Annotated in this window: 14 protein-coding genes and 1 tRNA gene; 12 read left to right on the top strand and 3 right to left on the bottom strand. The window is 66.3% G+C overall.

The window, feature by feature from the left end:
• Positions 1–9: 9 nt before the first annotated feature.
• From KA712_23400 to KA712_23375, 6 genes are all read left to right on the top strand, one after another.
• Positions 10–2400 carry a tetratricopeptide repeat protein gene (locus KA712_23400; GenBank protein ID MCG5055914.1) on the top strand — a complete coding sequence of 797 codons (2391 nt, stop codon included), beginning with the start codon at positions 10–12 and terminating at the stop codon, positions 2398–2400.
• 40 nt (positions 2401–2440) lie between these two features.
• Positions 2441–3385, top strand: coding sequence for an oxygen-dependent coproporphyrinogen oxidase (gene hemF / locus KA712_23395; protein MCG5055913.1), 945 nt, complete (start codon positions 2441–2443; stop codon positions 3383–3385).
• A gap of 85 nt (positions 3386–3470) precedes the next feature.
• A complete protein-coding gene (locus tag KA712_23390; GenBank protein ID MCG5055912.1) occupies positions 3471–4964 on the top strand; it encodes a hypothetical protein in 1494 nt (497 codons plus the stop codon).
• 194 nt (positions 4965–5158) lie between these two features.
• Complete coding sequence (locus KA712_23385) at positions 5159–13177, top strand: tetratricopeptide repeat protein (GenBank protein ID MCG5055911.1); 8019 nt, start codon at positions 5159–5161, stop codon at positions 13175–13177.
• Positions 13178–14292: 1115 nt separating this feature from the next.
• Positions 14293–15588: a hypothetical protein gene (locus KA712_23380; GenBank protein ID MCG5055910.1), complete on the top strand. Its 1296-nt coding sequence runs from the start codon at positions 14293–14295 to the stop codon at positions 15586–15588.
• A gap of 63 nt (positions 15589–15651) precedes the next feature.
• Positions 15652–17358 carry an HAD family hydrolase gene (locus KA712_23375; protein ID MCG5055909.1) on the top strand — a complete coding sequence of 569 codons (1707 nt, stop codon included), beginning with the start codon at positions 15652–15654 and terminating at the stop codon, positions 17356–17358.
• Between the two features lie 81 nt (positions 17359–17439).
• Here KA712_23375 and KA712_23370 read toward each other — a convergent pair.
• Positions 17440–17525, bottom strand: a tRNA-Leu gene (locus tag KA712_23370).
• 219 nt (positions 17526–17744) lie between these two features.
• Between KA712_23370 and KA712_23365 the strand changes: the two genes are divergently transcribed.
• The 5 genes from KA712_23365 to KA712_23345 all read left to right on the top strand — a co-directional run bounded on the left by KA712_23365 (position 17745) and on the right by KA712_23345 (position 21963).
• Positions 17745–18074: a hypothetical protein gene (locus KA712_23365; GenBank protein MCG5055908.1), complete on the top strand. Its 330-nt coding sequence runs from the start codon at positions 17745–17747 to the stop codon at positions 18072–18074.
• A 111-nt stretch (positions 18075–18185) separates the two neighbouring features.
• Positions 18186–19316, top strand: a complete 1131-nt coding sequence (locus KA712_23360) for a DGQHR domain-containing protein (protein MCG5055907.1) — start codon at positions 18186–18188, stop codon at positions 19314–19316.
• Between the two features lie 495 nt (positions 19317–19811).
• Positions 19812–20684: a hypothetical protein gene (locus KA712_23355; protein ID MCG5055906.1), complete on the top strand. Its 873-nt coding sequence runs from the start codon at positions 19812–19814 to the stop codon at positions 20682–20684.
• Positions 20685–20749: 65 nt separating this feature from the next.
• A complete protein-coding gene (locus tag KA712_23350; GenBank protein MCG5055905.1) occupies positions 20750–21319 on the top strand; it encodes a hypothetical protein in 570 nt (189 codons plus the stop codon).
• A gap of 83 nt (positions 21320–21402) precedes the next feature.
• Positions 21403–21963 (top strand): CPBP family intramembrane metalloprotease, encoded by a 561-nt coding sequence (locus KA712_23345; GenBank protein MCG5055904.1) that lies wholly within the window; start codon positions 21403–21405, stop codon positions 21961–21963.
• Positions 21964–21965: 2 nt separating this feature from the next.
• Here the strand turns inward: KA712_23345 and KA712_23340 are convergent, their stop codons facing one another.
• On the bottom strand, positions 21966–23942 hold the full coding sequence (locus tag KA712_23340) for an energy transducer TonB (GenBank protein ID MCG5055903.1): 1977 nt from the start codon (positions 23940–23942) through the stop codon (positions 21966–21968).
• 275 nt (positions 23943–24217) lie between these two features.
• Here KA712_23340 and KA712_23335 point away from each other — a divergent pair, with 275 nt between their 5' ends.
• On the top strand, positions 24218–25573 hold the full coding sequence (locus tag KA712_23335; GenBank protein MCG5055902.1) for a protein kinase: 1356 nt from the start codon (positions 24218–24220) through the stop codon (positions 25571–25573).
• Positions 25574–25630: 57 nt separating this feature from the next.
• Here the strand turns inward: KA712_23335 and KA712_23330 are convergent, their stop codons facing one another.
• Entirely contained in the window at positions 25631–25891 is a 261-nt protein-coding gene (locus KA712_23330) for a hypothetical protein (protein MCG5055901.1), read from the bottom strand.
• Positions 25892–25916: the final 25 nt, after the last annotated feature.

Below are 25916 nucleotides of genomic sequence, written 5' to 3'. Positions count from 1 at the left end.
GTTTTCGTCGTGAGCAAAAAGGACAAATTCCTTGCTTCGGCCCAGAAGCACCTCGAACGAGGAAGCCTTGAAAAGGCTTTGTCCGATTACCAAAAGGCGGCGGAGGAAGATCCGAAGGACACCCGCGTTTGGCTAAAAATCGCCGAGATCCAGATCAAGCGGAATCGCAAGGAGGAGGCGCGAGACGTCTACCTCAAAACCGCTGAAATCTACACGGACCAAGGCTTCTTTCAGCGCGCCGTGGCCGTCTACAAGAACTTGCTGAAGCTGACGCCCGGCTTCGTCGATGCGCACTTCAAGTTGGCCGATCTGTTCCGGCAGCTGGGGTTGCTATCAGACGCAATGCAGCAGTACGAGCTGGCCGCAGGCGTCTACCAAAAGCTGGGCAAGGTATCCGAGGCGATGGGCGCGATGCGTCGCATCGTTGATCTCAACCCCGAGCACGTGCTGGCACGCATCAAGCTCGCCGAGGCGGCGTCCCAAGCGGGCCTCAAGGACGAGGCGGTGAAGTCGTTTCGGCTGGCGGCCGAGCAACTGAAAGCGCAGGGGCGCACAGACGAGTTCTTGCGCGTGGCCGAACGCCTCTTAACGCACGCGCCCACGGACCTGGCGTTCGCGAAAGAGGCTGCGGCAGCCTACATCGAACGCGGCAACGCACGGTTTGCGCTGTCCAAGCTCCAGCCTTGCTTCAACGCCAATCCCAAGGACCTGGACACGTTGCAGCTCCTGGCGCGTGCCTTCGAGCAATTGGGTCAGGTCGCAAAGACTCTCTCGGTCACCAAAGAGCTGGGGCGTCTACACAAAGAGGCCGGGCGCCACGCCGAGAGCTTGGCCGCGTTCAAGCGTGTGCTGGCGTTGGATCCCTCCGACGACGAGGCCCGCCTCGAGACCTCGCGGGCCCAGCCTGCGCTCTCTGTTCGGCAGGTTGCCGAGTCTGCCGTGAGCCCCGCGATCACCTTCAGTGAGATGGCCGTCCCGCAGTTTCTGATCCCGCGAGAGTCGAGCTCGACCGTGGCGGCCGTGGGCGCGTCCTCGTCGGAGATCTCCACGGGCCAGGGGCGTTCGCCGTTGGCCCCGAACTCCACGGACGAGGTGGAGCGCCTGCTTTCAGAGGCGGATCTTTTCATCAAGTACAACCTGCTCGATCGCGCCGTCGATCACGTGCGCAAGGTGTTCGACCTCATGCCTGATCACGTGGGCGCGCGCGAACGCCTGGCCTACACGCTCGTTCAGCTCGGGAGGAACAACGAGGCGGCAACCCAGTACGCGCTCCTCGGCGAGCAATTCCGCTACGCGGATCCCGCACGGGCCGAGCTCTACACGAAGCAGGCCGCTGCCACGAGGTTAGGCGCCGAGGACGCGACCGACGCCACGGCCGAGTCGGGTGCGTCTCCCGAATTCGGCATGCCCGTGACCGACACCTCGAGTGAGATCCTCGAGGTCGACGCGCTCGACGCCGAGATCCTTGAAGACGAAACGTCGGCGTACGCGGTGGACGCGCCCAGGAGCTATGTGCCGCTGACGGACTTGGCGACGCAATCCGGGTTGCGTGCGGAAAAGCCACCCGCCTCCGCAGGGTGGCCGCCCCCCTCCGAACCCGATCCCGACGACTGGTCGCCTCCCACCACGGAGGTGACTTTACCCACCTTCGAGGAGTTCGATCGTGTCGAACATACGTCGGCCGAAGGCTTTTCGGAGGCGGCTTTGACGGCAGACCTCGAGCAGGTGGACTTCTTCCTGGCCGAAGGCCTGAGCGAAGAGGCGCAGAGTCTGCTTCAGGACCTCGTGGCGCGTTATCCCCGGCATCCCGCGCTGGCGGAGCGGCTCGCGAGGCTGCGGGGGCTCGAAGCGGGTGCGGTGCCTCAGCCGGTGCCTTCGGTCGCCTCTGAGCCACTCTTCTACGCACCACGGGCCGTGGTGGCGAGCGGCGGGCAACCCGACGCCGGGACACACGGCGACCTGGGCATCGCCTACAAAGAAATGGGTCTTTACGATGCAGCCATCAAGGAATTCCGATTGCTGGCCCACGATCCCGAGCGAGAGATCTACGCCCTCGCCATGATTGGGGAATGCTTCGAGGCCAAGGGCGCACTGCCCGAAGCGGTGATTCACTACAAGAAGGCTCTGAACCGAGGTGGCATTTCCGAAAAGGAGTCCACGCAGATCTATTTTCAACTTGGACGTGTGTTCGAGGCCCTCGGGGACGGCAAGGAAGCCCTTTATTTTTTCGAGAAGGTGGCCCGCCGCGATCCGGGTTACGCGGACGTCTCGGCCCGGGTGGTTCGGCTTCGCGGTGGGGCGCCCCCGCCGCCGCAGAATCCACTGGCAGGAGCCGACACTGACAGTGTAAACGTGGCGTTGGACGCCATTTCCGGTGGCAGCAACCGCTCACGCTCGTGAAAACCGTGGGAGGCGATCGCCGCCCGGGGGAGAAGACACGATGAGCAGCTTGATGAATTCCGCCATTTCGTATTTCCAGTCGCTCCAGGACCGCATTTGTGAAGGCCTCGCGACGCTCGACGGGGGAACCTTTCGTGAGGATACGTGGCAGCGGGACGGAGGAGGGGGGGGGCGCAGCCGTGTTTTGAGTGGTGGCACCGTGTTCGAGAAAGCGGGCGTCAACTTCTCCGATGTGCACGGAACCCTGCGCCCCGACTTCGGGGGCAGCCTTCCTGGGGAGGGCTCGTCGTTTCGCGCCAGCGGCATTTCGCTCGTCGTTCATCCCCGCAATCCCTACGTTCCGACGGTGCACGCAAACTTTCGTCGCATCGAACGAGGTCGAGTGGGCTGGTTCGGTGGGGGCGCCGATCTCACGCCGTATTATGTCTTTCCAGAAGACGCGGCTCACTTTCATCGAACGCTGAAAGGCGCCTGCGACGCCGGGGGAGCTGCGACGTACGACCGGTTCAAACGATGGTGTGATCGCTACTTCTTCATTGCCCACCGCAATGAGCCGCGCGGCATCGGAGGCGTGTTCTTCGACTATCTGGGGGCTGGGGCGGAATCCACAGCGCGGGAACCGGAGGCCGGGCGTGCCGCGTTCGAGGATGACCCTGAGGCGACCTTTGCGTTCGTGCGTGGGGTGGGTGATGCCTTTTTGTCGGCCTATGCCCCCATCGTGCAAGCACGAAAGGAGATGGCTTACGGAGACCGCGAGCGCCGGTGGCAACTTCACCGCCGTGGCCGCTACGTCGAGTTCAACCTGGTGTACGATCGGGGAACTGTGTTCGGATTGCGGACCGACGGACGTGTGGAATCCATTCTCATGTCGCTTCCGCCTGAGGTCACCTGGGAGTACAACTATGCTCCGCCGCAAGGCAGCCCCGAGGCACAGAGCCTCGAGCGAATCCTTTCTCGTCGGGATTGGGCAACGGAAGGCGCGTAGGCCGCCGCGCGGGGGGCGCGAGATCCCCTCAAAGTCCGAACGATTCAGGGTGGAGCCCGGTCTTCCCTTTGGCTAAGGTTCCCGGATGCGGTCTCCCCTTGGTGTGTCATCGATCTTGTTCGTGCCCTTGTTCGTGACGTTGGCGGCGGGGGCCGAGACCTCGCCTTTGCTGGGAAGCGCGCGCATGGCGAACGCACGAGAGCAGAACAAAGAGAGCGTTCGTCCCCCCGCGCGCCCGAGCGTCGGTCCGGTACGCTTCATCACCTTGGCCCCCGGGCACTTCCACGCAGCCCTCGTGCAAAAGCAAGCACTGCAAAACGTGGACCCTGTCGTGCACGTATACGCGCCGCTCGGCTTCGATCTTACCGAGCATCTCAAGCGTATCGTGGGCTTCAACGCTCGCGCCGAGGCGCCCACCAACTGGCAGCTCGAGGTGCACGCCACTGGCGACTTCCTCGAACGCTTTCAGAAAGAGAAGCCGGGCAACGTGGTGGTCATCTCTGGCCGCAACGCCGCCAAGATCGATCTCATCGAAGCGGCCATCGATGCCGGGCTACACGTGCTCGTTGACAAGCCGTGGATCATCGAGGCGGGAGCGTTTGGACAACTCCAACGGGTTTTGGGCAAGGCGCAGGCAAAGGGCCTCGTGGCGTATGACATCATGACCGAGCGCTTCGAGCCCACGAACGCCCTGCAGCGCGCGCTCGTGAACGACGAATCGGTGTTCGGCCGAATCGATCCCGGCACCGCGGAAGATCCCGGTGTCTACATCGAGAACGTTCATCACTTCATGAAGGTGGTGGCGGGGCGTCCCAACATTCGACCCACGTGGTTCTTCGACAGCCGCGAGCAGGGCGAGGGGATGGCAGACACGGGCACGCATCTGGTGGATTTGGTGCAGTGGACCTTGGCTCCCGAACAAGCCCTCGATCACGAGCGTGACGTCGAAATGGTGTCAGCGGTGCGCTGGCCCACCCAAATCTCTTTGCGTGACTTCCAGGCCGTGACCGGGACGGACGGGCCTTTCCCCGGATCGCTCAACGGATCCGTTCGCGACGGCAAGCTCGAGGTGTACGCAAATACCCAGGCCACCTACAGGCTGCGGGGCACCCACGTGAAGATGGCCTCCATGTGGAACTGGAAGGCGCGCCCCGGTGCGGGAGATTGGCACTACGCCGTTTATCGGGGCACGCGCGCCAGCGTGGAGGTGAGGCAGGGAATTCATCAAAAATTCTTGCCGGAGCTCTACGTCGTTCCCAGGAAAGCTGCAGAGCGGGGGGCTGTGGGCGAGGCCCTGGCGGTCTTGGTCACCAAGCTGGCAAACAGCTTTCCGGGCATCACGATGAAGCCCGAAGGCCCAGCGTTTCGTGTGCTGATCCCTGCGGCCCTGCGCACCGGCCACGAAGCGCACTTTTCGGAAGTTACGGCGGATTTCCTTGGTTTTCTCGCGAACCGCGGAACGATGCCCCCCTGGGAAACATCCAACATGCTCGCGAAGTATTGGGTTACGACGCGCGCCACGGACCTGTCGCGGAATGTGCCCGCCGTCGGGGGAATTCGCCTCAAAGCTCCACGCTGAGCGGTCGCGCGCGCGGGCACGATGCGCGTGTGTTCGGGCTTCCCACACATACGGACGCCAACCCTGAAGGTGCGCGGCTTGGTCGTTAAGGCCTTTGCCTCCTTCGGCCGTGGTGTTAACCTGGCCTACACCTTGCGGCTCCTCCTCAAAAACGAGGAAAGGAAAAGCCAGGGTTTTTGGGGAAAAGCACCGACATGCCGACGGTCCGCGAGTTCGAGCAGGCATTCCAGGACGACCCATCGCTGCAGCCAGCCTTCCTGGCGCTGCGTAAGGCCTACCGGGAAAAACAACGTTTCGATAAACTCGTCAGTCTCTACGAGTCGCGCGCGCAGGTGCTCGCCGACGAGGACGAGGCCGCCGAGCTTTACTATCTGGCGGCCGAGGCGCGCCTCGAACACCTTGCCGACGCACAGGGTGCCGAGACCGTTCTGCAGTACGCGCTCGAACGCAAGCGCAGTCACGTCAAGGCCGCTGAACGGCTCAAGCTGCTCTATCGGGACCAGGGGCGTACCAGCGAATACCTCACCATGCTGGAGATGACCGCGGCCGCGGTCGTGGAAACGGGTGACGCTCAACGCCGGGCCACTCTGGACGCGGAGATGAGTCAACTCTTCGCTCGGCACATCGAGCGTCTCGAGCGGGCCTTGCAGGGGCCTCAGCGGGCTCAGGAATTCACGCCCGAAGCGATGCGCGTGGTCGTGTCCGCGCGCAAGATCCACAAGGCACTCGGCGACTGGGCGCGCGTCATGCGGCTTTACGACTTGGAGGCGGCTGCGACGACCGACCCCAAGCGCAAGTCGGACCTCCTCACGGCTTGTGCGAAGCTTCTCTTCGAGAAAGCAAATGACCTGCCGAACGCGGACGCGCGGTTGGCCGAAGCCCTGCGCTTGCGCCCGGGCGACGAACGGGCCATGGAGCTGCAGGCCACCCTCCTGGCTCATCCGGCTTATGCGGGACAAGGCGACGCGAGCGAGCGCGCCGCGGGTTCGTTCTTTCAGCTGGCGCGTCGGCGGCACGAGGGGGGGGACCTCGAGGGTGCCATCGCCTTGCTGAGACGCGCGTTGACCGCGCAGCCGGGGCACGACGACAGCTCGGCGTTCCTCGAGAAGATCCTGCGCCAGTCAGGACGATACAAAGACCTGGACAGGTACTATCGCGAACGCACCGCCGAGCTTTCAACCAAGCCGACGGATGGCGAAGCGGAGAAGAAGGCGAAGGTCGAGGAGAAAGTCGCCTGGCTGTACAAGCGCGCCAAGCTGGCCACCGCCGACCTGAGGGACGAGGGCGAAGCGCTGCGGATTTACGAGGAGCTGGTGGGTCTCGAGCCCACGGGCGGGCCGGCCTCCCAGCACCTCGCGCAGATCTACAGCAGTCGCCAAAACTACGCCAAGCTCGCCGACCTGCGCGAACGGCAGCTCGCCGTGCTCTCGGATCCGGCAAGCCGCTTGCCGTTGCTACGCGAGCTGGCCGCGCTTTATCGCGATCGTCTGGGGGATGCGGATCAAGCAGCGGTGTACCTGCACGCGATCTTGCAACTCGAGCCGGGTGACGAAGCGGCCCTGCGCGCGTACGGCGATCACTTCCGGCGCCGAGGTGATTTCCGCGCGCTGGTCGACCTGCTCGAGTTTGCCGCAGAAAGCGCGCTTTCGGGGGAGGGTCCGACGAACCTCGCCCGGGTAGGAACGTGGCTCGAGGAAGTTGCCGGCGTGGCCGAGCGGCACTTGAACGACACGACCCGCGCGCTCACGGCGTGGCGAAAGCTGGAAGACTTGGGCGTCGAGCCCGAACAAGCCCGCGAGACGCAAAAGCGGTTGTTGCTCAAGGACAAACGCTGGGATGGCCTGGCGGACGTGCTGGCCCGAGAGGCAGAGCAGGCCAGCGACGAAGCCCGGCGGATCGAGGCGTGGCGTCGCTTGGCCAAGCTTTACCTGGAGAAGCTGAACGCACCCGAGCGCGCCGTCGAGACGTACCGGCGCATCTTGGCCGAGGCTCCGGCAGATGCGGGCGCTTTCCGCGCGATCGTCGAGGTGTACGAGACGGGGGGCCGCTGGGACGCGTTGGCAGACGCTCTGCGCGCTCAGCTCGCGCAAGCTCCGAAGCCGGAGCAGGTTCAGCTCTTGCGAAGACTGGGCGTGCTTTACGCAGAAAAGCTCGAACGCCCTGCGGACGCTGCCTGGGCGGCCCGCGAGGTCTTGAACCGCCTGCCGGGCGATCGGGAGTCTTTCTTCCGTTTGGAGGACATGCTCGAGGCCATGGGCGACCTGCCAGCGGTGGCCGCGACGCTCATCGAGCACGCGAGCTTTTTGCCCGACTCCGACAAAGCCGTGCTCTTGGCGCGGGCGGCGCGCATCACGCATGCCGACCTCGAGCGCCCCGACGCCGCCGCGCATTTGTGGGAGCAGGTGTTGGCGCTCGTGCCGGGAGATGCCGGAGCCCTCGACGCCCTCACCGCGCTTTACGAGGAACTCGAGCGTCCCTCCGAGCTGGCGCGGCTTCTCGAGCTGCAGATCGAGCGGGCTGCGGACGACGCGGCCGTACAGGTCGTGGCCTTGCGTCGCCTCGCCACGCTGGCGGCAGGACCCTTGGTCGAGCCCGACCGAGCGCTAAAGGCGTGGGAGTCCGTCCTTCGCCTTCTGCCCGACGATGCCGAGGCGCTCGCGCAGGTTTGCGGTCTTTACCGCGCCCGCGGCGCATACGCGCCGTTGGCCGAGGCCCTCGGCCGGCGGGTGGCGATCTCTGCAAAGCCCGCGGACGCCGTGCCCCTGGCCCTCGAACGCGCCAAGATTCTCGAGCTTCGCCTCGAAAGTCCTGTCGATGCCATCGAAGTCCTCGACCAGATCGTGGACGGCCTCGACCCCCGCAACGTCGAGGCCTTCGCGTCCTTGCGGCGCCTGGCCGAGGCCCGCGGCGATTGGCAAAAAGTAGCCCGGGTGGCCGAGCGGCAGATGCTGCTCGAGGAGGGGGCCGAGGCGCGGGTGGCACTCGCCATGGAGATCGGCCTCATTCATCGGGATCGCCTGGGCGATCCCGAGCGGGCGATCACCTCTTTCGAGCGCGTCGTCAGCCTCGCGCCCGAGCATCGCGAGGCGCTCGAGGCCCTGGCTCAGCTTTACGCCACCGCCGGCGAAGCCGAGCGACTCGTGGCGGTCAACGAGCGCCTGCTGGCGCTGGCCGAGGCGCCCGAGGCGCGACGCAGGCTGATGTTCGACATCGCCGACACCTTCGAGGGCAGCCTGTCGTCGCCCAAAAAGGCGTTTGCGTGGGTGGCGCGGGCGCATGGCGAGGCCAGCGACGCCGAGACCTGGAAGCGTCTCGAGGCTCTGGCAGAGGCCCATGGCCTGTGGCTCGAGTTCGTGGGCGTGTACGAGGCTGCACGGGCCCGCGCGACCTCCACGGACGAACAGGTTCGCATCACCGGCAGGATTGCCGAGATCTTCGAGACCAACATGGAAAGCCCGGCCAGGGCCTTCGAGGTGTTGCGCCAGGGACTGGCAGTGGAGCCGGACGGGGCCACGTTCCTGCCGAGGCTCGAGCGTCTCGCAGGTCTCACGGGTGACTACCCCGCTTTGCTCGACGTGTACATGCGCGTCGCCCGGGGCCGTCCAGGAGGCGAGGAGCGCGCGGAACTTCTCCGCAGGCGGGCCGAGGTCTTCGAGCAACGCCTCGATGACCCTGGGGCCGCGATGGACGAGTGGCTCCGCCGCTTCGGGCTGGATCCGGCGGACGAGCTCGCGCGGGACGAGATCCTGCGGCTGGCGGCCCGCACGGGGCGCTGGGAAGATGCCATCAAGGTCTACGGACAGCTCTTTGCGCGTGCCACGGACTCCGAAGAGAAGGTGCGCTTTGCGAAGCTCGCGGCAGCGGTCGTGGAAGAACGGGTGAAGGATCGGGTTCGTGCGTTCCGCGCCTATCTGAATGCCTTCCGCCTCGATTCGACGGACGAAGAGATCGTGGGCCACCTCTGGCGCCTGTGTGGGCTCATCGGTCGCTTCGATCGGACGCCAGCGCCTGACCTCGCCAGTGTTCCCGAACTGGTCGTCGACGTGGACCTCGGGGCGAATCCCGACGCCACGATGCACCTGTCCCTTCCGGCTCTGGGGGCTGCCGCGGCGGTCCTGATCGAGGACAGAACCGACACGATCAACCTTGACGATGCCGAGGAGGTGGATGCCGATGAGGACGAAGGATCGCTTCCTTTGCCGGTCCCCAAAGCGCCGCCGCCGCCGCCCCCGCGGGCCGCGGCGGGGCCCGGTGCGGCGCCGCGCTTCGAGTCGGCCTGGGCCGAGTTCGCGAACGCCTACGCGCTCCTGCCGGCCGTGGACCCCGAGACGCGCCGAAAGCATTTGCTCGAGGTGGCGAACATCTGGGAGCGAGGCGCGAAGGAGACCGACAAAGCCTTCGAGGCTCTCGAACGCGCCTTCCGGCTCGATCCCTTCCACCCAGACGCGCGGCGGCAGCTCGAGCGTTTGGCTGAAGAGCAGAACGCGTGGGATCGCGTCTGTGACATGTTCCTCGGCGCGGTGGACTCGTCCATGGACACCGAGGAGGCGGTTTCGATTCACCACGACGTGGCGGCCTTCCGCGAGCGGTTGGGACAGCGTGACCTCGCCGAGGCTCGTTACCTGGCGATCGTCAACCTGCGCAGCCAAGACCGCAAGGCCTTGGACCAGCTCGAAGATATCTACCGAGGCGCCGAGCGGTGGGCGGATCTTGCCAGCTTGTTGGAACGGCGACGCGGCGAGCTCGAACTTGGGCCACCCCTGCGCCGGCAAAAGGCCGTCGAATTGGCCACACTTTACGATCGGCGCCTCGATCGACCGTACGAGGCCATCGATACCCTCGAGCGCTATCTCACGGAGTTCGATGACGACCCCGCCGGTCCCGAGGATCCCGAGCGGCTGGCCGAGCTCCGCAAGGTGCTCGATGATCTCACGCGTCTTTACGGCAAGGTGGACCTGTGGACGAAGGCAGCGTCCTCGACACATCGGAGCCTCGAGCTCGAATCGTCTCCCGAAGCCCGCAAACGCCTGGCGGTCGGACTTGCTTATATCTTCGAAAGGGAACTGGGCCAGCCCTCGAAGGCAGCGGAGGCTTACGAATCGTTGTTGGGCGACCACCCCGATGACGCCGAGACGCTTGCCGCCTTGGACCGGCTCTACGAAGCGCTCGGCCGATGGGAGTCTTTGGCCGAGATCTTGGAGACCCGCATCGCGCTTGCCACGACCGAGGAGCGCCTGATTCTCATCAAGCGCCGGGCCCGCGTGCTCGAGGAGCGACTCGGAAACCCGGACGCCGCCGCCGCGAACCTGCGCAACCTCGGTCCCGAAATGTTGGACGACGACGAGATCGCGGGCGCGTTGCTCCGGAACCTCCGTCGCGCAGGGCTTGGGCACGAGGCCGTGCGTCTCGTGTCCCAACGCATCGAGCGGCTCGCCGAGACGAACGAGCCCGCCGAACGGCTCGTCGGCCTCCACCTCGAGCTTGCCCGCATGCGGCTCGATGACATGGGCGACGCCGAAGGGGCGCGCGAGTCCCTGGAAGCCGCCCGGCAGCTGCTTCCCCGACATCCCGAGGTGCTCGCGACTTTGGCGCGTCTACATCTCAAGCACCACGACTTCGAGGCCTTCGCCCGCGCCCGCGCGGACGAGGCCGAGTCGTTGGGTGACACGCTCGAGGCGGCTTTAGCGTTCGTCGAGGTTGGGCGGGTCAGGCGCGATCAGCTCGAGGATTCCTTGGGCGCAAAGCAGGCCTTCGAACGTGCCTTGAAGGTGGACCCTTGCAACGCGGAAGCCGCTCGAGCGCTCGCCTCCGTTCAGATGTCCGCGGGTGATTCCGAGGGTGCCGAAGCCACGCTGCGCGCGTACCTCGAAAGGGTCGGAGACGATGGGGCGCGGGCCGAGGTGCTGACCGACCTGGCGCGCGTCGCCTGGGACACGCGTCGTGACGCGACCGAGACGGTGGGTCTGCTCGAACAGGCCCTGGATGGCGCCCCTGACCATCACCCCGCGCTCGTTGCCTTGGCCAACGTTCATTATGAGGAGCAGCAGTGGACCGAAGCCGAGCGCCGCTTGATGCAGGCCCTTCGCCGCCTCAAGCCGCTGGCCGAAGGCGGTGAGCCGCTGCTGCAGCGTCTGGCGCAGGTCTACGAAAAACTTGGACGTCCGGAGGACGGGTACCGGCAGCTGCAGGAAGCGGACAAGCGAGAGCCAGGCCGTCTCTTGGTCAAGATCGCCATGGGGCGCAATCGCTTCGAGGTGCGCAAGTGGCGCGAGGCCATTTCTCATCTCGAGAACGTCGACGCGCACCCCGATGCGTCGCTACACCCCGACGAGGTCGGAGAGGCGCTCGGTTTGGCGGGTGAGAGTTGCCTCAAGCTCAAGCAGAACGACAAGGCACGAAACCTCTTTGAACGGGCGCTGGCCGTTGCGCCGCGCGAGGCGCGCGCCCTGCGTTGTGTGGCCGCCCTGGAGATGGACGCCGGGGCCCTGGATGCGGCCTTCGAGCACCTCGAAGCGCTGACCAACGAGAGCCTCGAGAGCCGAGAGAAGCTCACCTTGCTCGAGCGCCTGGGCGACCTCTACGCGCTCGAAAAGAACCCCGAAAGAGCGCGGCGTGCGTACGAGCGCGCGGCGGCGCTCATTACGGTACCCACCCCGGCCGACGTGCCCCTCTTCGACAAGACGCTGGCTCTCCAAAAAGCGGCGTTTGCGCTCGCGGAAGCGGCCGAGACCTCGGCGCGGCTCATCGGGCTCGAGGCCGATCCACGTCAGAGAGCCAAGCGTCGCCGCGAGGCGGCCGCCACCTTGGTGGCGCACGAGCAATTCGCGCGCGCGGCCGAGCTTCTGTCCGATTGCCTCGACGAGGACGACGGTGACGAAGCCGCCTTGGCGGCGCTGGTCGAGGTCCACGACAAGCTCGGGACCCCCGACGCGTGTGTGTTTAGACTCGAAGGGGTGTTGCCGTCCTTGCCGCCCCCAGTGGCCAAGCCGGCGGCACGCGCCCGCCGGGTGGACCTGTGGCATCGCCTTGGCCGCTTCCGCCTCTCCCTGGCACCGGAGGCGGCCCGACGCGCTTTCGAGCGCGCCCTCCAGATCGACCCCGAGCACGTCCCCTCTCGAGACGCCCTTGCGGGCTTGCTGCCGCGAGAGGGCGTCGAGGCGATCTCGAACCACCGCGCCCTGGCGTATGCCGAGCCCACACGCGCGGATTCGATGAGGGTCGTTGCGCAGTCCTTTGCCCGGGATGGCAAGCGGGACTGGGCGCGCTGCACGCTCGAGGTTCTGGACGTGCTGGGCTTGGCCACGGCCGATGATCAAGCCTTCCTGGCGGCGCACCCCGCCCGCACGCTCAAGCCGGACGAACCCTACGCAGGCGTGATCGACGCTGACGCACGCTTCGCCTACCTGCTGGCTCCCGAGGCGACGCAACTCGGGGAAGTCTTCGCCACGATCTGGGAGGGCGGCCTGGACCTTGATGGGCCTTCCTTGGAATCCCTGGGCGTGACTTCGGAAGACAAGATCTCGCCGCTGTCGGAACAGGAGGTCGCCAAGATCTTCGCGGAGATCAGCAAGGCGCTCGACAACCAGCGCCCAAGCTTCTACGTGGCCTGGAGCCCCGAGGTGGAAGAGATGTCGATCGCGCTGACCCGCCCGGCCGCGGTGGTCATGCCCTCGGTGCTCGCCACGCAAGGAAGCTCGGCCGAGAAGCGCTTTGCCATCGGAAGGACGCTCGAATTGACCCGACCCGAAGGCCTGCTGGCGGCGGCGATTCCGCCGCGCGCCTTCACGCACCTGTTCGGCAGCGTGCTCAAGGCCTTCCATCCGCGGCACGCCCGTCGTCGGGGCAACGACAGCGCCTCGGACGCCGCCGCGCGGCTCAAAAAGGCCTTGCCCTACCGCGTGGCCAAACGTCTCGGTGAGCTCTTCGCAGAGATGGGCAACGACCCCTTCTCGTCGGCGAAGTGGCGCGAGCTCGTCCACCACACCGCCGATCGCGCAGGGCTCGTGGCCTGCGGTGATCTCGCCACGGCGGCGCGGATGGTGCTCGGCCGAACGTTGTTCAGGCCCCCGCAGAGTCTCTCGGAGGAGGAACTTCGGACCCACGTGGACGAGCCCGGACCCTTGCGGGATCTCGTCCGCTTTGCGCTGAGCGAAGAGTACTTCGCCCTGCGGGCTCGGTTGGGGCTGGCGGTGGACGCCGCCGCGGCGGCCTGAAGCCGCGGCGGACCGCGGACGCGCCCCGAAAACGAAGGCCGAGGGCGAGAACGCTCACGGCCAGGAGGAGGACCGGGCAAGCGGGTCCTGGGGGACGGGAGGTCACCTGGCATCCTCCCTCTGGCACATTCCCCCCGGGAACGACGAGGAGGTCGGCAAAGACGGGCGCGTGGTCCGAGGCGATCGAAAACGCGGACACCTGCGCGAGGCCGGCAGGTTCAAGACCGGGTGACACCCACAAATGGTCGAACGTGGCCCCGCTGCGATGGGTGGGGCGAGGCTCCTGAGGAACGGGCCTGAGCCCAACGTGTCGAAGCGGGGCTAGCTCGGCCGCGAGGGGAGTCGCATTGAAGTCTCCGAGCACGACGAGCGGGGTGAGGGCCCCTGTGTCTCTGGATCCGACGAAGCGCGCCAGGGCCGAGGCCTGCGCGGCTCTGCGGTCGGCAGCCGCCGGACCGGCCGACAGGTGGACCCCGAGCACATCGAGGCGCCCTCCGGCGAACGAGAGCCGCACGAAGAGGGGGGTGCGGCTGTCCATGAAGGCTTCGTGAGGGGCTTCTTCCGCCGCCGACAGGGCCGGGCGCGCCGCGAGGACCGGCAGGGTTGTGAGCAGCGCCAGCCGAATGTTGGCGCCTGGCGGTCCGCCCTGGGTACCGTCGGCCGGCTCCCAGGCGACGACATCGTACGCCGGGCCGCCGGCCGCTGCGAGCGCTCCCAGCAGCCGTGTGCTCGTCGCGCTGGCGCTCGTGGTGCCCCCGTCGTGTCCCCCGTCGTCGTCCGCGAGCTCTTGAAGCGCCACGACCTCTGGGAAGGCGAGGCTCTTCAAGGCCAGCGCCACCTCGAAGAACCGCGCCTCGCCGTCGCGGTTCGAGAGCGCCTGCACGTTGAAGGTTGCCACGCGGAGCCCGGGCGCAGCTATGCTGTTCCGCGCTTGCCCAGGAGCCCACGTGCCCCCCACGAGCCACAGTGCCAACGCCAGCCGGATCCTGCGCCATCGTCTGTCGAACCGCTGCATGCCGGATCTTCGGCCGTGGGGCGCCGATGTTGCTCGTGAAGAATGCTTTTGGGGGCGCGTCCGTCGAAACTGCAACCCTCGCTTCCAGGCCCAAACGCCCATGTCCACCACATCACGTTCCCACCGTTTTTCTCCCTGGTTTACGCCTTTGCCCGGCGCAGACCGCACCCTCCGGTTCACCACGAAAGCCGTCGCGCTCGTCGCCTTGGTGGCCTTCGGGGGTACAGGGTGCCTTTCGGATCGTTACCGCATCCCCGACGATGAGCTCGCGCGGCAGGCTGAGCTGCCGCCGTCCGCGCGTGGCCAGCGCCTCCGGGTGGTGCAGAGCATTGGCGAGCGCGCCGCCCCCCCGCTGAACTACGGCGCACCTCCGGCCACGGCCTACGGGGCGCCTGCGAACGCCTACGGAGGTCCCGTGGACGCCTACGGAGCGCCTGTGCACGCCTACGGGGCGCCGCCGCAGTCCAACGTGCACGTGGGCGTGATGCTGGGCGCGAACCTGGGCCCCGGCCCGCGGTACGCCGCGCCTCCGCCCCCGCCACAGACCGTCGTGGCGTCACCGCCCCGCGCGGGCGCCCCGGCCGGAGCTCCGGCGGGAGGTTCCCCGTCGCCAGCTCCTGCGGGCCCGAGCAGCGGTTTTCGCAGCGGCAGTGGCGGCTCGAAATCGAGCGGCAACAGCACCAGTGACGCCAAGGCCCTGGCGGCGCTGGTGGTGCTGGCCGCCGCAGGTGCCGCGATTGGTGCGGTGGCCACGGAGGGGGCACGCTTCGACGGCGCCGTGGTGGTGGCACCAAACCATCCCGTTTACCTCACCGAGGCCTCGGGCGCGGTGCGGGTTCAGCCTCTCGACAGCCTGACGCCCGCTGACCTCGCGGGCGTGAGCCGTGCCGAGATCTCCGACGCTGAGGCGGCGGGATTGCTTCGGCTCGAGCGGGCCCCGCTCAACCGCCGCGGGTTCAGTTTCAAACTCGAGGGGGGCTCCGTCACCACGCGGGTCCAGGACCAACATGTCTCCGGCGCCGGGGCCAACATCCAGCTCGGGTACTTCCTCACACGCAATCTGGGGCTGATGCTCACGAGCACGCTCACGGGCGGACAAGCGCCCCAGGCGGGGGGATACTTTCGGTCTCAAATCGGCGGTGAGCTTCAGGCCTTCCTGCCGCCGCTCGGCCCCGTTCACTTGGGTGGCTACGGAGGTGTGGCGGCCCTCAATACCGAAATCGACGATGCGGGGCGCCAGCGTGCCACCGCGCTGGGCGCTGGCGGCTTGCTCGAAATCGAGCTGACGACGCGTTTGGCCTTGAGCTTGCGGGTTGGCGGGACTTGGTCCCAGCCCTCGGGCGGCAGCTTCGAGGCTGAAGGCCTGGACCTGCTGGCGGGCGTGGCGATTTACTGAAGAGCGCCCCGCCACCCGGCGGGGAGGTTGCGCCTTGGCGCGCCTCCTGCAGTTCGTTGGGCCATGCGCTTTCACGTGCTGGCCAGTGACTATGACGGAACACTTGCCGAGCAAGGGCGGGTGTCAGCCGCCACCGTCAGTTGCCTCGAGGCACTGCGCCGGACAGGCCGCCGGGTCATTCTGGTCACGGGTCGCCAGATCGAGGATCTGACCTCGGTCTGTCCCCGGCTGGATCTCTTCGATTGGGTGGTCGGCGAAAACGGGGGCGTACTCTACCAGCCCCTGCGTAAGGCCATGCGCACGCTCGGCGAGTCACCGCCCGAGGGGTTCGTACGCGCCCTACGTGGCCGGCGTGTCCCCATCTCGGTGGGCCAGGTCGTGGTGGCCACCCATGAACCGTACCAGGACGTGGTGCTCGATGTGATTCGCGAGATGGGGCTCGAGCTGCAGGTGATCTTCAATAAGGGGGCGGTGATGGTGTTGCCCACCGGTATGAACAAGGCGTCGGGTTTGGCAGCGGCGTTGGCGTCTTCAGGGTATTCGCTTCACAACACGCTCGGGGTGGGGGATGGCGAAAACGATCACGCGTTGCTGTCTGCCTGCGAGGCCGGTGTCGCCGTGGGGAACGCCGTCGAGACGCTGAAGACCCGGGCCGACCACGTGGCCCACGCACCGGCCGCCGAAGGTGTGCGGGTGGTCGTGCGGGCCCTCATGGAGGACGAAAAACGTCTGTACCCACGCGCCGACGGTCGCAATCTCCTTCACGTGGGCGCAACCGCGCAGCACGAGCCCGTAACCCTCGACGCGTTCTCGGAACCCGTGCTCATCGCGGGCCATTCTGGCTCGGGAAAATCTACCGTGGCCTTGACGCTCATCGAACAGCTCGCGGACCGAAACTACCAGTATTGCATCTTGGATCCCGAGGGAGACTACCGAGGCCTGCCGGGAGCCATCGTGCTCGGCGAGGGGCATCCACCCGACGTGCGGGAAGTGGTCGAGTCCCTCGCATCGACGCACCAGAACGTCGTCGTGAACCTGCTCGAAGTGCCGTTCGATGATCGCCCTGCGTTCTTCGAGAGCCTGTTTACGCGGGTGCAGGAATTGAGGGCGCGTCACGGTCGGCCTCATTGGATCGTGGTCGACGAAGCCCACCACGTGCTGCCGGAGTCTCGGTTGCAGACCGAACTCACGCTCCCTCTGCGCATGGAAAGTCTCATGCTCATCACGGTTCACCCCGCCCACGTGCGGCGGTCGTTGATGAAACACGTACGAACGGCGGTGGCCGTGGGCGCCCAGGCCCGCGACACCTTGATGGACTTCGCCATTGCGGCCGGGGTGTCAAAGCCCGGTCGCACCGGGGGAGAACTCATGGCGGGTGAGGCGCTGATCTGGCGTCCGGACGATGGCCTCAAGCCCCAGCGGTTTCGGCTGCGTACACCGCGCACCGAGCGACGACGCCACATTCGCAAGTATGCCTTCGGCCAGCTCGGGCCCGATAAGAGTTTTTACTTCCGGGGCCCGGACAAGCGGCTCAATCTCCGGGTTCAAAATCTGCAGCTCTTTCTTCAGGTGGCCGAGGGGGTCGACGACCTCACCTGGCTGCACCACCTCGAGCGGCACGACTATTCTCGCTGGCTCCGTGAGTGCATCAAAGACGAGGCGCTGGCGGAGGAGCTCGAGCAAGTCGAGCACGACCTGCGCCTCGACCCTGTCGGCTCTCGGGCACGGGTGCGTGCCGCGATCGAAACCCGATACACGGGTCCGGCCTGAAGCCCGTCCGAGGCACCAAGGCACCGCACAAAGGCACAAAAGAGAAAGCGGAGCTCCGTGCCCGAGGGCTAGAGCTCCGCTTGGTGCGAGGAGGGGGACTCGAACCCCCACGGCTGTTAACCACTAGCACCTCAAGCTAGCGCGTCTACCAGTTCCGCCATCCTCGCTTACCCCGGTTTGGGGCCGGGGACGATGCTTATAAGGGGCGCGGCCCTCAGTGTCAAATGGATCGTCAGAGGATCGCAGCCTCCCGAGATTCAAAGGCATTTCGAAGGCCCTCAAGGCCCTCGCCGCCAGCGCCGATAGGGAGGGGGCCTCGGGCGATCGGGGCACCGGTCGAACGAGTTAACATTCGAGAAACCCAAGAGATTTCAGGGGGAAATACGATGGGGCGTGTGTTTGGCGAACGAGAGGTCCTGGGCGGGTTGGGCGCAGTCGTGGTGCCCGCGAGCCAAATTCGGGCGCAGCTGGTGCAGCCCGGCGATCTCCGCAACGAGATAGGCTTCCAAAACGACATCAACATCCTGTTGGCAGCCCTCGAGGATGGGCACGGCGTATGGAGGCTCGAGGCCCCGCTGATGACCCCGCGCGGGGGTGACACCCGAGCCAGCCGCGATCGCTATCTTCAAGACAGCCGTCCCACCCTGGAACTCGTGGCCACGCGTCCCGACCTGTGGGCGGTGGAGGACACGGCCCTCGCCCCTCGGGCAGCCTGAAGGCCCAGGCCCCGCGGCGTGAGGGCATGCCCGGGCCGTGTCTCGCCGCCGTAGCCTGTTAGTGCCAAAATCCTTGCCCCGTGACAGGGCTCCTCGGATAACATGGGCCACGTGCTGGCGACGCAGGTAAGGCAAAAAGACGGTGTTTTTTACTTCGTTGCGTATCCGCCCGAGGATCTGCTGGCGAAGGTGAGGTTCATCAGCCGGTTTTATGCCGACGGTGAAAAGATCAACGCGGAAGAGGTGTCACCCGGTGACGACGTTGCCCAGTTCATCTCGCGCATCGAACGCAGCGACGGCGCGTTTCAGCGGGAGCTCTCGAAACAAAAGGTCTCCGCGATCAAGAATTTCTACGAAACCGCCGTCACGCAGCCACCCATCCCGGGCACGGTTTTGCTGTTCACCGCCGAAACGCTGGGCTTCGATCCGGTCGGCAAGTTCGACAACGTCGGCAATCTCGACACGCCTCGCGGAAAGTACCTCATCATCGACGGGCAACACAGACTGGCCGCGTTGCACTTCTACCTGAAGGAGCATCCAGAAGACGCCCGCACGCTCCACGTGCCTTGCATCATCTTCGATGGAAAGAGCGAAGACTTCGCTTCGGAGATGTTCGTCATCATCAACTCCACGCCGACCCGCATCAACAAAAGCCATCTGGTCGACCTGTACGAGCGCGTGTCGTGGGCGGCGCCCGACAAAAAGTTCGCAGCGCGGGTGGTCGAGCTGCTCTACGCGCAGGCCGATAGCCCCTTGCGATACCGCATCAACCGGCTGGGCGGCCGCAGCCGCCAGGAAAAATGGATCTTGCAGGCCGAGTTGTTCAACGAGGTGCTCCGATGGTCGAGCGCCGTGTGGAAGACGATCGAGAAGCGCGGCCGTCCGGGCGCCGAAGCCACGAAGGTCTACGAGCAAATTCGTGATTTCCTCAAGGCGGCGGAGAAAGTTTGGGGAGAGGCCTGGGGCCATCCTCAGTACATGGTGACGAAGCCCGTCACGCTGAAAGCCATGTTGCGCGTGTGCGCGGATTTGAGCCGCGTCGATGCAGAGCCCGCCGAAGGCCGCCTCAAGCGGTGGGAGCGCCGCCTGGCCCCCTGGGCGGGCGAGGTGCGGGCCTTCAGGGCTGAGGGCTTCTACGAGCGGTTCCCCGCCAAGGGGCAGGTCGAGCGGGTGGGGCGTCTCCATCGTGAGCTCGTGCGACTCGTGGGCCTCGAGGCCAAACGCGAGCGGATCGCGAGCTGAAGAGCGGCCCGAGATCCGTGTCGGTAACCGGCCAGGGAACGGAGGTCACGGGGGAGCCGCGAGGCGGTCTCCCAGCACCGTTTCCTTCTTGGGGTATCAGGGCCAGAGGCCTTGGCATCCGCCTTGAATAGTTCCCGTTCGAGGGTTGGGCGAGGGCGACGGGGCGGACAAGGTGTTGGGGGATGGGGCGGCCGGTTTTCGTCGAGGAACAAGGGCTTGGGCGGGGCGCGTGAGGTGGGTGGAGCCTGGAGCGTGAGGTGAGGGGCGTCGTGGCGGTGGTGGGATGGGGAGCGGGTCGAGGTGGGGCGTCGAGGGGACGAAACGGCCACCAGGTGTAGGGGGGCGACGGAAGCGGCAGGCCAAGACGAAGTGCGGTGGCCTGTCGAGGGGGGCATCGGGGAAGCTGAGAGGCCTTGGGTCTTCCTGGCTTCCCCGATGCCAGCACCTGGCACTGCGGACGATCGTCGGGTTGCACGGCCCTCGCGAAGGGAGGCGATGGTGGCACAGCTCGGACGAATTCAACCGCTTTACGAAGCGCGAGGGGATCTCCTGCAGGCGGGACATATGCGCGTGCTCGAGCGGTTCGCAACCAGCCTTCGTTTGCTGTGCGTTGCCAGCGCGTTTACCGGGGGGAGCTTGGTGCTCGGTGTGCTTTCGGGTGTTCAGCCTCCGATGCCAGCCCCCTCGTGGATCTGGCTCATGCTGTCCACCGTGAGCATGTTGGGCTTTTTGTTGGGCGGGCGTCGGGCGCTGCCCTGGGCCTTGGGGATGATGCGACGCCGCTCGGTGAGGCGCCGTCTGGCCGAAGCCCGCCCCCGTCGGGTCTCGGTGTCCGATCTGGTCTCGGTGCCTGATGGTGAACCCGTGATCGTCACGGGATGGGTCCGGGGACCTACCCAGCCCGCCCGGGCGGCTGGTGACACCGATGGCTCCGTCTTCCGTCGCATGGAGTTCTCCGGACTGCACGCCGAGAGCGATCCGATGCTGCAGACGTGCTCGCTCGTGTGCGAGACGGGCATCGATTTCGTGCTGGCCGATCCGCGGGGTGGCAGGGTCATCGTGGAGGTGGCGTACGCGACCTTGTTGCCCGATGGGACTGGGGGGGGCGCCATCGAAGGCGGGGCGCCTCAGTCGCTGCGCGGCCGCCTTGCCAAGCTCGCACCCGTGCTGGCGATTCGTCGCCATGGCTGTGTGGGCGGCATGTGGGCCGTGTTTCCCGGCGATGAGGTCAGCGTCTTTGCCTACAAGGACTCTCGTTGTGATTGGGAAAACGAGAGCCTGCCGCGGCAAACGCCGCTCCGTCCCGTGCTCCGGGGGACAGACCATCTACCCCTCATCGTGCTGGAGGTACGTCCGGCGCCTCGCTAAGGGGAGCGGGTTTGCCTGACCATCAGCGCGGCGGCTGTGGCATTCTCGATGGAGAGAGTGCTGTCATGCCCCCACGCAAGCCTTCCCCCGAAGACAGAGCCGTCCTCCCGCTCCACCCCTCCGGTGAGCCGCCTTCACGGGCCTCGGGGTTGTCTGACTCGTCCGTGCGTCAAGCCGAAGCTGCCGACGCCACGGCGGCCGCGTTCGATGTGCTTCTCGACGCTCAGTCACGGATGCGCGGCATCGTCGAGTGCGCCGCTGCGCTGAACAGACTGATGGCAGAGGCGTCCGGCAAAAACGATCTGCCCATCCCGTTTTTATCGTTGCCTCCCGGCTTTTCGGCGCCCTTCAACTCGAATGACAGGTCAGGGAGGCTGCACGAGCGCGAGCCTGAGGGACGCGCGCGCAGGGGCCGCTCTTCCGCGATCCCCGCTCACGGTCAGGAACGTCTCGAGGCCCTCGTCAGTTCCCGCGGATTCATCACCAACGAAGATGTCCGCGAGGCGTTTGGCCTCACCCCCTTGCAGGCCACGTTGCGGCTCAAAGACCTCGTCGGCGAACGCGCACTCGTTCGGCGGGGTCAGCGCCGGGGTGCCCGCTACGTGGCGGGGCCACGATGGCCCCCGGGCCGCTAGCAAGGCATGGAAGCCTCCGCTGCCGCTGGTCTTTTCGACCTCATGCGGCGCGGGCCGCCGTACTCGGGTACGCTTGAACGTGCATGCCGGCTCCTGCCTCGAAGTGGTCTCGCGCCGCTCTGGTTCTGACGCTCTACGCGGGGCTCGGGGCCGCGGGGTTCGTGTGGGCGGCGCTGGCAGGGCATCCCAACGTATGGCGGTTCCCGGGACGACAGGACCCGCAACTGCTCCTGGGCACTTTGACCGGTCTGGTGGTGGGGCTGGGATTCGTCTTCCTCTCTCGCCTGGCGGTTCATCGCTTCGAATGGGCGCGTTCCCTGCACCGTGACCTCCGTGCGCGCTTGGGCCCGCTGCCCCAGTCCGAGGTGGTGGTACTTGCGGGGGCCTCATCGTTCGGTGAGGAGATCTTCTTTCGAGGTGCCTTGCTCCCCGCGACGGGCATCGTGGTGTCCAGTCTGGTCTTTGCGTTGTTGCACATCGGACCCCGCCTGCGCTACTTGCCCTGGACGCTCTCGTCCTTCGTGGCGGGGCTCGTGTTCGGCCAGCTCTTCGTGTGGTCGGGGGACCTTACCGGTCCGGTGGTGGCTCACTTCACCGTGAACTACCTCAACCTCGGACACCTGCGCGACTACGAACTGCGCTGAGCTCAGCGGAAAAGCCCCGCCACCTTCCAGGCGCCTGCGTCCGGCGTGAGTGCGGCAATCAAGGTCTCTCCGCTCACGACGCCTACGGCGAAGAGTGTGCTGGGGTTGGTCGCAAAGGCCTCCGGGGGGCGAACCCCCGCACTGCGCAGGCCCCCTCCCGTGTGCAGGCTGACGCCCCGGAGTTTTCGCGGCGTGGGGATCTCGTCGACGAGGGTTCCGAGCTGGTTCTGCAGCACGCTGGCGGAAGGGGTGGCGGCCCCTGAAAGATTCTGGAACGGGAAACGGGCTTGTTTGACCATCTGCCGCACGTCTCCGCGCACCAGCGCCTGAAAGAACGCTTCCGCCGTTTGGCGGGCGAGAGGATCGGCGGCGCGCCCTGAATCGGCCCCGCCCCGCGGGGGTTCTTCGTGGGCGAAAGAGTGGGTGTGCGCGGCAGAAGAGCCCTCTTCTTGCCTGGCCCGGGCGCGAGGCACGGGGTCTCGCGAAAGCCTCTCGAGCGAGGCGCGCGTCGCAGCGGCACGGGGTTGCACGTTCGCGAGCCCCACCTGGTCGCTGCCCGCAGGCGGATTATCGATGATGTAAGGCTCGGCCCCGAACGTCGCGCATTGCCGCTCGTCCCGGTGAAAGGTCCAGTGCAAATACACCTTGCCGTTCTTCGAGTGGATCTCGCGGGGGGGCTCCGGGTAGGGCCCCGCGCTGTGAACCACGTCGACCGCCGCGACGTCGAACATCGAAAGCCCCGAGGTCCGAATCACTTTGACGTTGTCGATGGTGCCATCGGGTCCGAGCACGATCTCCAGCTTCGTCAGGAGGTTTGGGTTGTTGAGGGGATCCGTGTGAGGGCGGCCTGCAAGATCATCGAGAAAACCCCAGCCCCACAGCTGGTGGATGGTTCTGTGCATGGCCGCGATGAACGCGGCGAAAGGCGCGGCGCGTGCGTTCAGCGCCGTCTGGTTGCCAGGTTGAACTTCGGGAATGAAGTTCTCGAGTGCCGCTCGCCCTTGCTCGAGCCGCTGCGTGAAGCGACCCTTGTGGGTGGAACGCTGCTTGTCGGCAAGGGCCCGGGCGGCGTCGTCATGCTCGCCAAAGAGGTATTCGTAGTCCTGCGCCGACAGTCTGAGGCGCGGATCCACGCGGGGACCCAGTGAACCCTCCAGGTCGTCCAGGCTTTTCAACGACTTGTTCGGCATCGGCAGGTCGCCCTCTGCCGTGAGCGGTAGGTTTGGGTTGACCGTCTCGGGCGTGATCATGTGGGTGCGCGGTGTGTTGCTGCGCATCGAGAGCACAGAGGGCTTGTTGCCATGGGCTGAGGCCGCCGCCTGGGGCTCGGCTCTGGGCGTGACCGCAGGCGCGCGACGTCCCGTTTTCGAGGGTGTCTCTTCGAGCTGCGCGATTTCGTCCTTGTCATCGCCGGGGCGGTCCGCCTTTTGTGTGGAGGGTGATGACGTCTGCTCTCCCCGTCGCTCTTTTTCGAGGTTCGTGTCTTGCGCCCGGGTCTCCTTGTCCGTGCGGCTGTTTTTGTTGGCGAGGTAGTCCGCCTGGTCGGGCGGGGGCGCTTCGTTGTCGGGATCGAGCTCGACCACCTTTTGGTGGTACCGCTCCTGGGGAGGCCGCGGGGCTTCTGGCTCGGGGGGCGGAGGCGGCTCGGGTTGCGGGGGCGTCTCGGGCTCCGGGGGCTTTGGGGGGGCCTCGGGTTCCACCTTGGCCACTTCGTCGCGCGGGACCTTGCGGAGCTCACGGGGCGCGGGCGGCGGGGGTTCGGGAGCCAAAGGTGGCAGATCCTGGGGCAGCGTTGCCGGGTCGATCGTCTCCCACGACACGTCGACCTGCGCCTCACGTTCTGCGGCTTCTCGTGCCCCCCACACCAGCGCCAACGCCACCAGAGGGCCGACGCTGCTCAGGTGAAGCAGCAACGCATAAAAGAGGCCCTTCCCCAGATGGGACGACGATCGGGGCTGCGGTATGAACTTACGCGTCACGCTTGAGGGTGCCGAGCGAAAGCCTATCCAAAAAACCAGCAATTGCTTGGCCTTGCTCGTCGAGTGTTGTTTTCGCTCTCAAACATGCCCCCGTACCATTCGAAGGCTTGCTCACGAATAAAAAGCGACGAGGGCGAAGGTGCGAGGACGCCTTCATGTTGCAAAGACATGAAATCATTGATGAAATCATGACAGTTCGTCGGGGGCCGTGGGCTGCTTCGGCCTTCAAGGCGGGTCGCATTCTGCCGATTGCAGGCTAGGGTGGGTTCACTTCCTTGGCAGTTGCCCTGAGTGACAGTGCCGCCGTCGCGGCCTTGAAACCGGGAGATCGGTTGGGAGGGCGCTACAAGCTGGAGCGCCTGCTCGGTCACGGTGCAGCTGGCCAGGTCTGGTTGGGGGTGCACGAGACGATTGGGCGCCCCGTGGCGATCAAGGTGCTGCGCAACGAGAGCAAAGGGCGTGCTGCCGTTCGCTTTTTGCAGGAAGCTCGGATCGCCGCGCAGGTGCAAAGCCGCTACGTCGTGAGCATTTTTGATTTTGGCAATACGCCCACGGGGCTGCTCTACATGGTGATGGAGCACCTGCACGGGGAGACGCTCGGTGCCCGGCTGGCGCGTGCGCCTGCGCTGCGGGTCAGAGACCTCATCCGTTACGTCTGCCAGGCCCTCGTTGGGCTTCACGAGGTGCACCGCGCGGGCATCGTTCACCGCGACCTCAAGCCCGAAAACATCTTTTTGGTGGAGGAAGGCGGCGAGATCTTCCCGAAGATCCTCGATTTCGGCGTCTCGCGGGCCGACGAGGGAGGTCTCTTGGGCCCCGAGATCAGCAAGCTGACCGCGACGGGCATGACCGTGGGGACGCCGCTATACATGGCACCCGAGCAGGCGCGCGGCAAACGTGACCAGCTCGACGCCCGGACGGACCTCTATGCGATCGGTGTGATCTTGTACAAGGCCATCGCAGGTGAGCCGCCCTTCTCGGATCAAAACGTGGTGGACTTGCTCATGGCGGTGGTGGGCGCCCAAGTGGCACCTGCGCTCGTCGATGTGCGCGACGACGTGCCCACATCGCTTTCGGAGGTCGTGCAAAAGGCCATGGCACCTCAGCAGTCGCAGCGTCCCGCGGACGCCGAGGAGCTGCGGCTCGCGCTGGCGCTGCTGGAGCCGCAGATCCCGGCGACCCTCAATTGTGCGACGGGCGGTCAACCCCTGTCGTCCACTGACGAAAACATCCCCTTCGCCACGTTGATCCCTCCCACGGACATGGACCCCACCATGCCCCAGAGCCTCATTGCGCCCGCGACGCCGCTCCCCCGACGACCCCCGCGGCTCTGGTGGGTCTTCGGGGCGGGGGTCACATTGTTGGGGGCTGTCGCCCTGGCTTGGGCGCTGACGAGGCCTCCCCCGCGCGGGGCCCCAGCCACGTTGCTACCCGCCCCGACGCCCAGCCTTCCTGTTTCGGCCTCGCCCGCGCGAGCCACTTCGGCCCCGGTCGAGGTGACGCCGGAGGAGAAGAGCCCTCTTCCCTCCGATGCGCGGCGCTCGTCACGCCCCGCCCGCACCCCCGTTCGTCCCCGCGCGACCAGACCTGCAGAGCGGGCCCCCGCGGTGTTCACCGATCCCGGCTTTTAGCGACAGAGAGGGCCGAAGCCTCTCTTGAAAATGCCTTGGTCCGGCGAGCCGTGTTGCCTACGTGGTCACGAGCTCGGGCTCGGTGCCGAGCACGTCTTGCAGTGCGGGCAGCGACGGATCCGCTGCACGCCGCCGTTGATAGGCCGCTACGAATTCCCTGAACGCGCCCTGCATCTCATCGAACGAGTCTTCCTCGGCTTCCTGCTCGTCCTCGTCGAGTTCGCGCTCGTCGAGCATGTCGCGCTCGCGGCTGATCTCACCGTCGAGCGCGATGATGGCGTTCAGAATGGCCGAGTTCGAGAACCGTTCAGATGACATGAGTGCTTCCCCGCATGCCGCGCTC

It is taken from the genome of Myxococcales bacterium (genome assembly GCA_022184915.1).
Lineage (GTDB): Bacteria > Myxococcota_A > Polyangia > Fen-1088 > Fen-1088 > JAGTJU01.
This window is presented reverse-complemented; position numbering and strand designations above follow the sequence as displayed.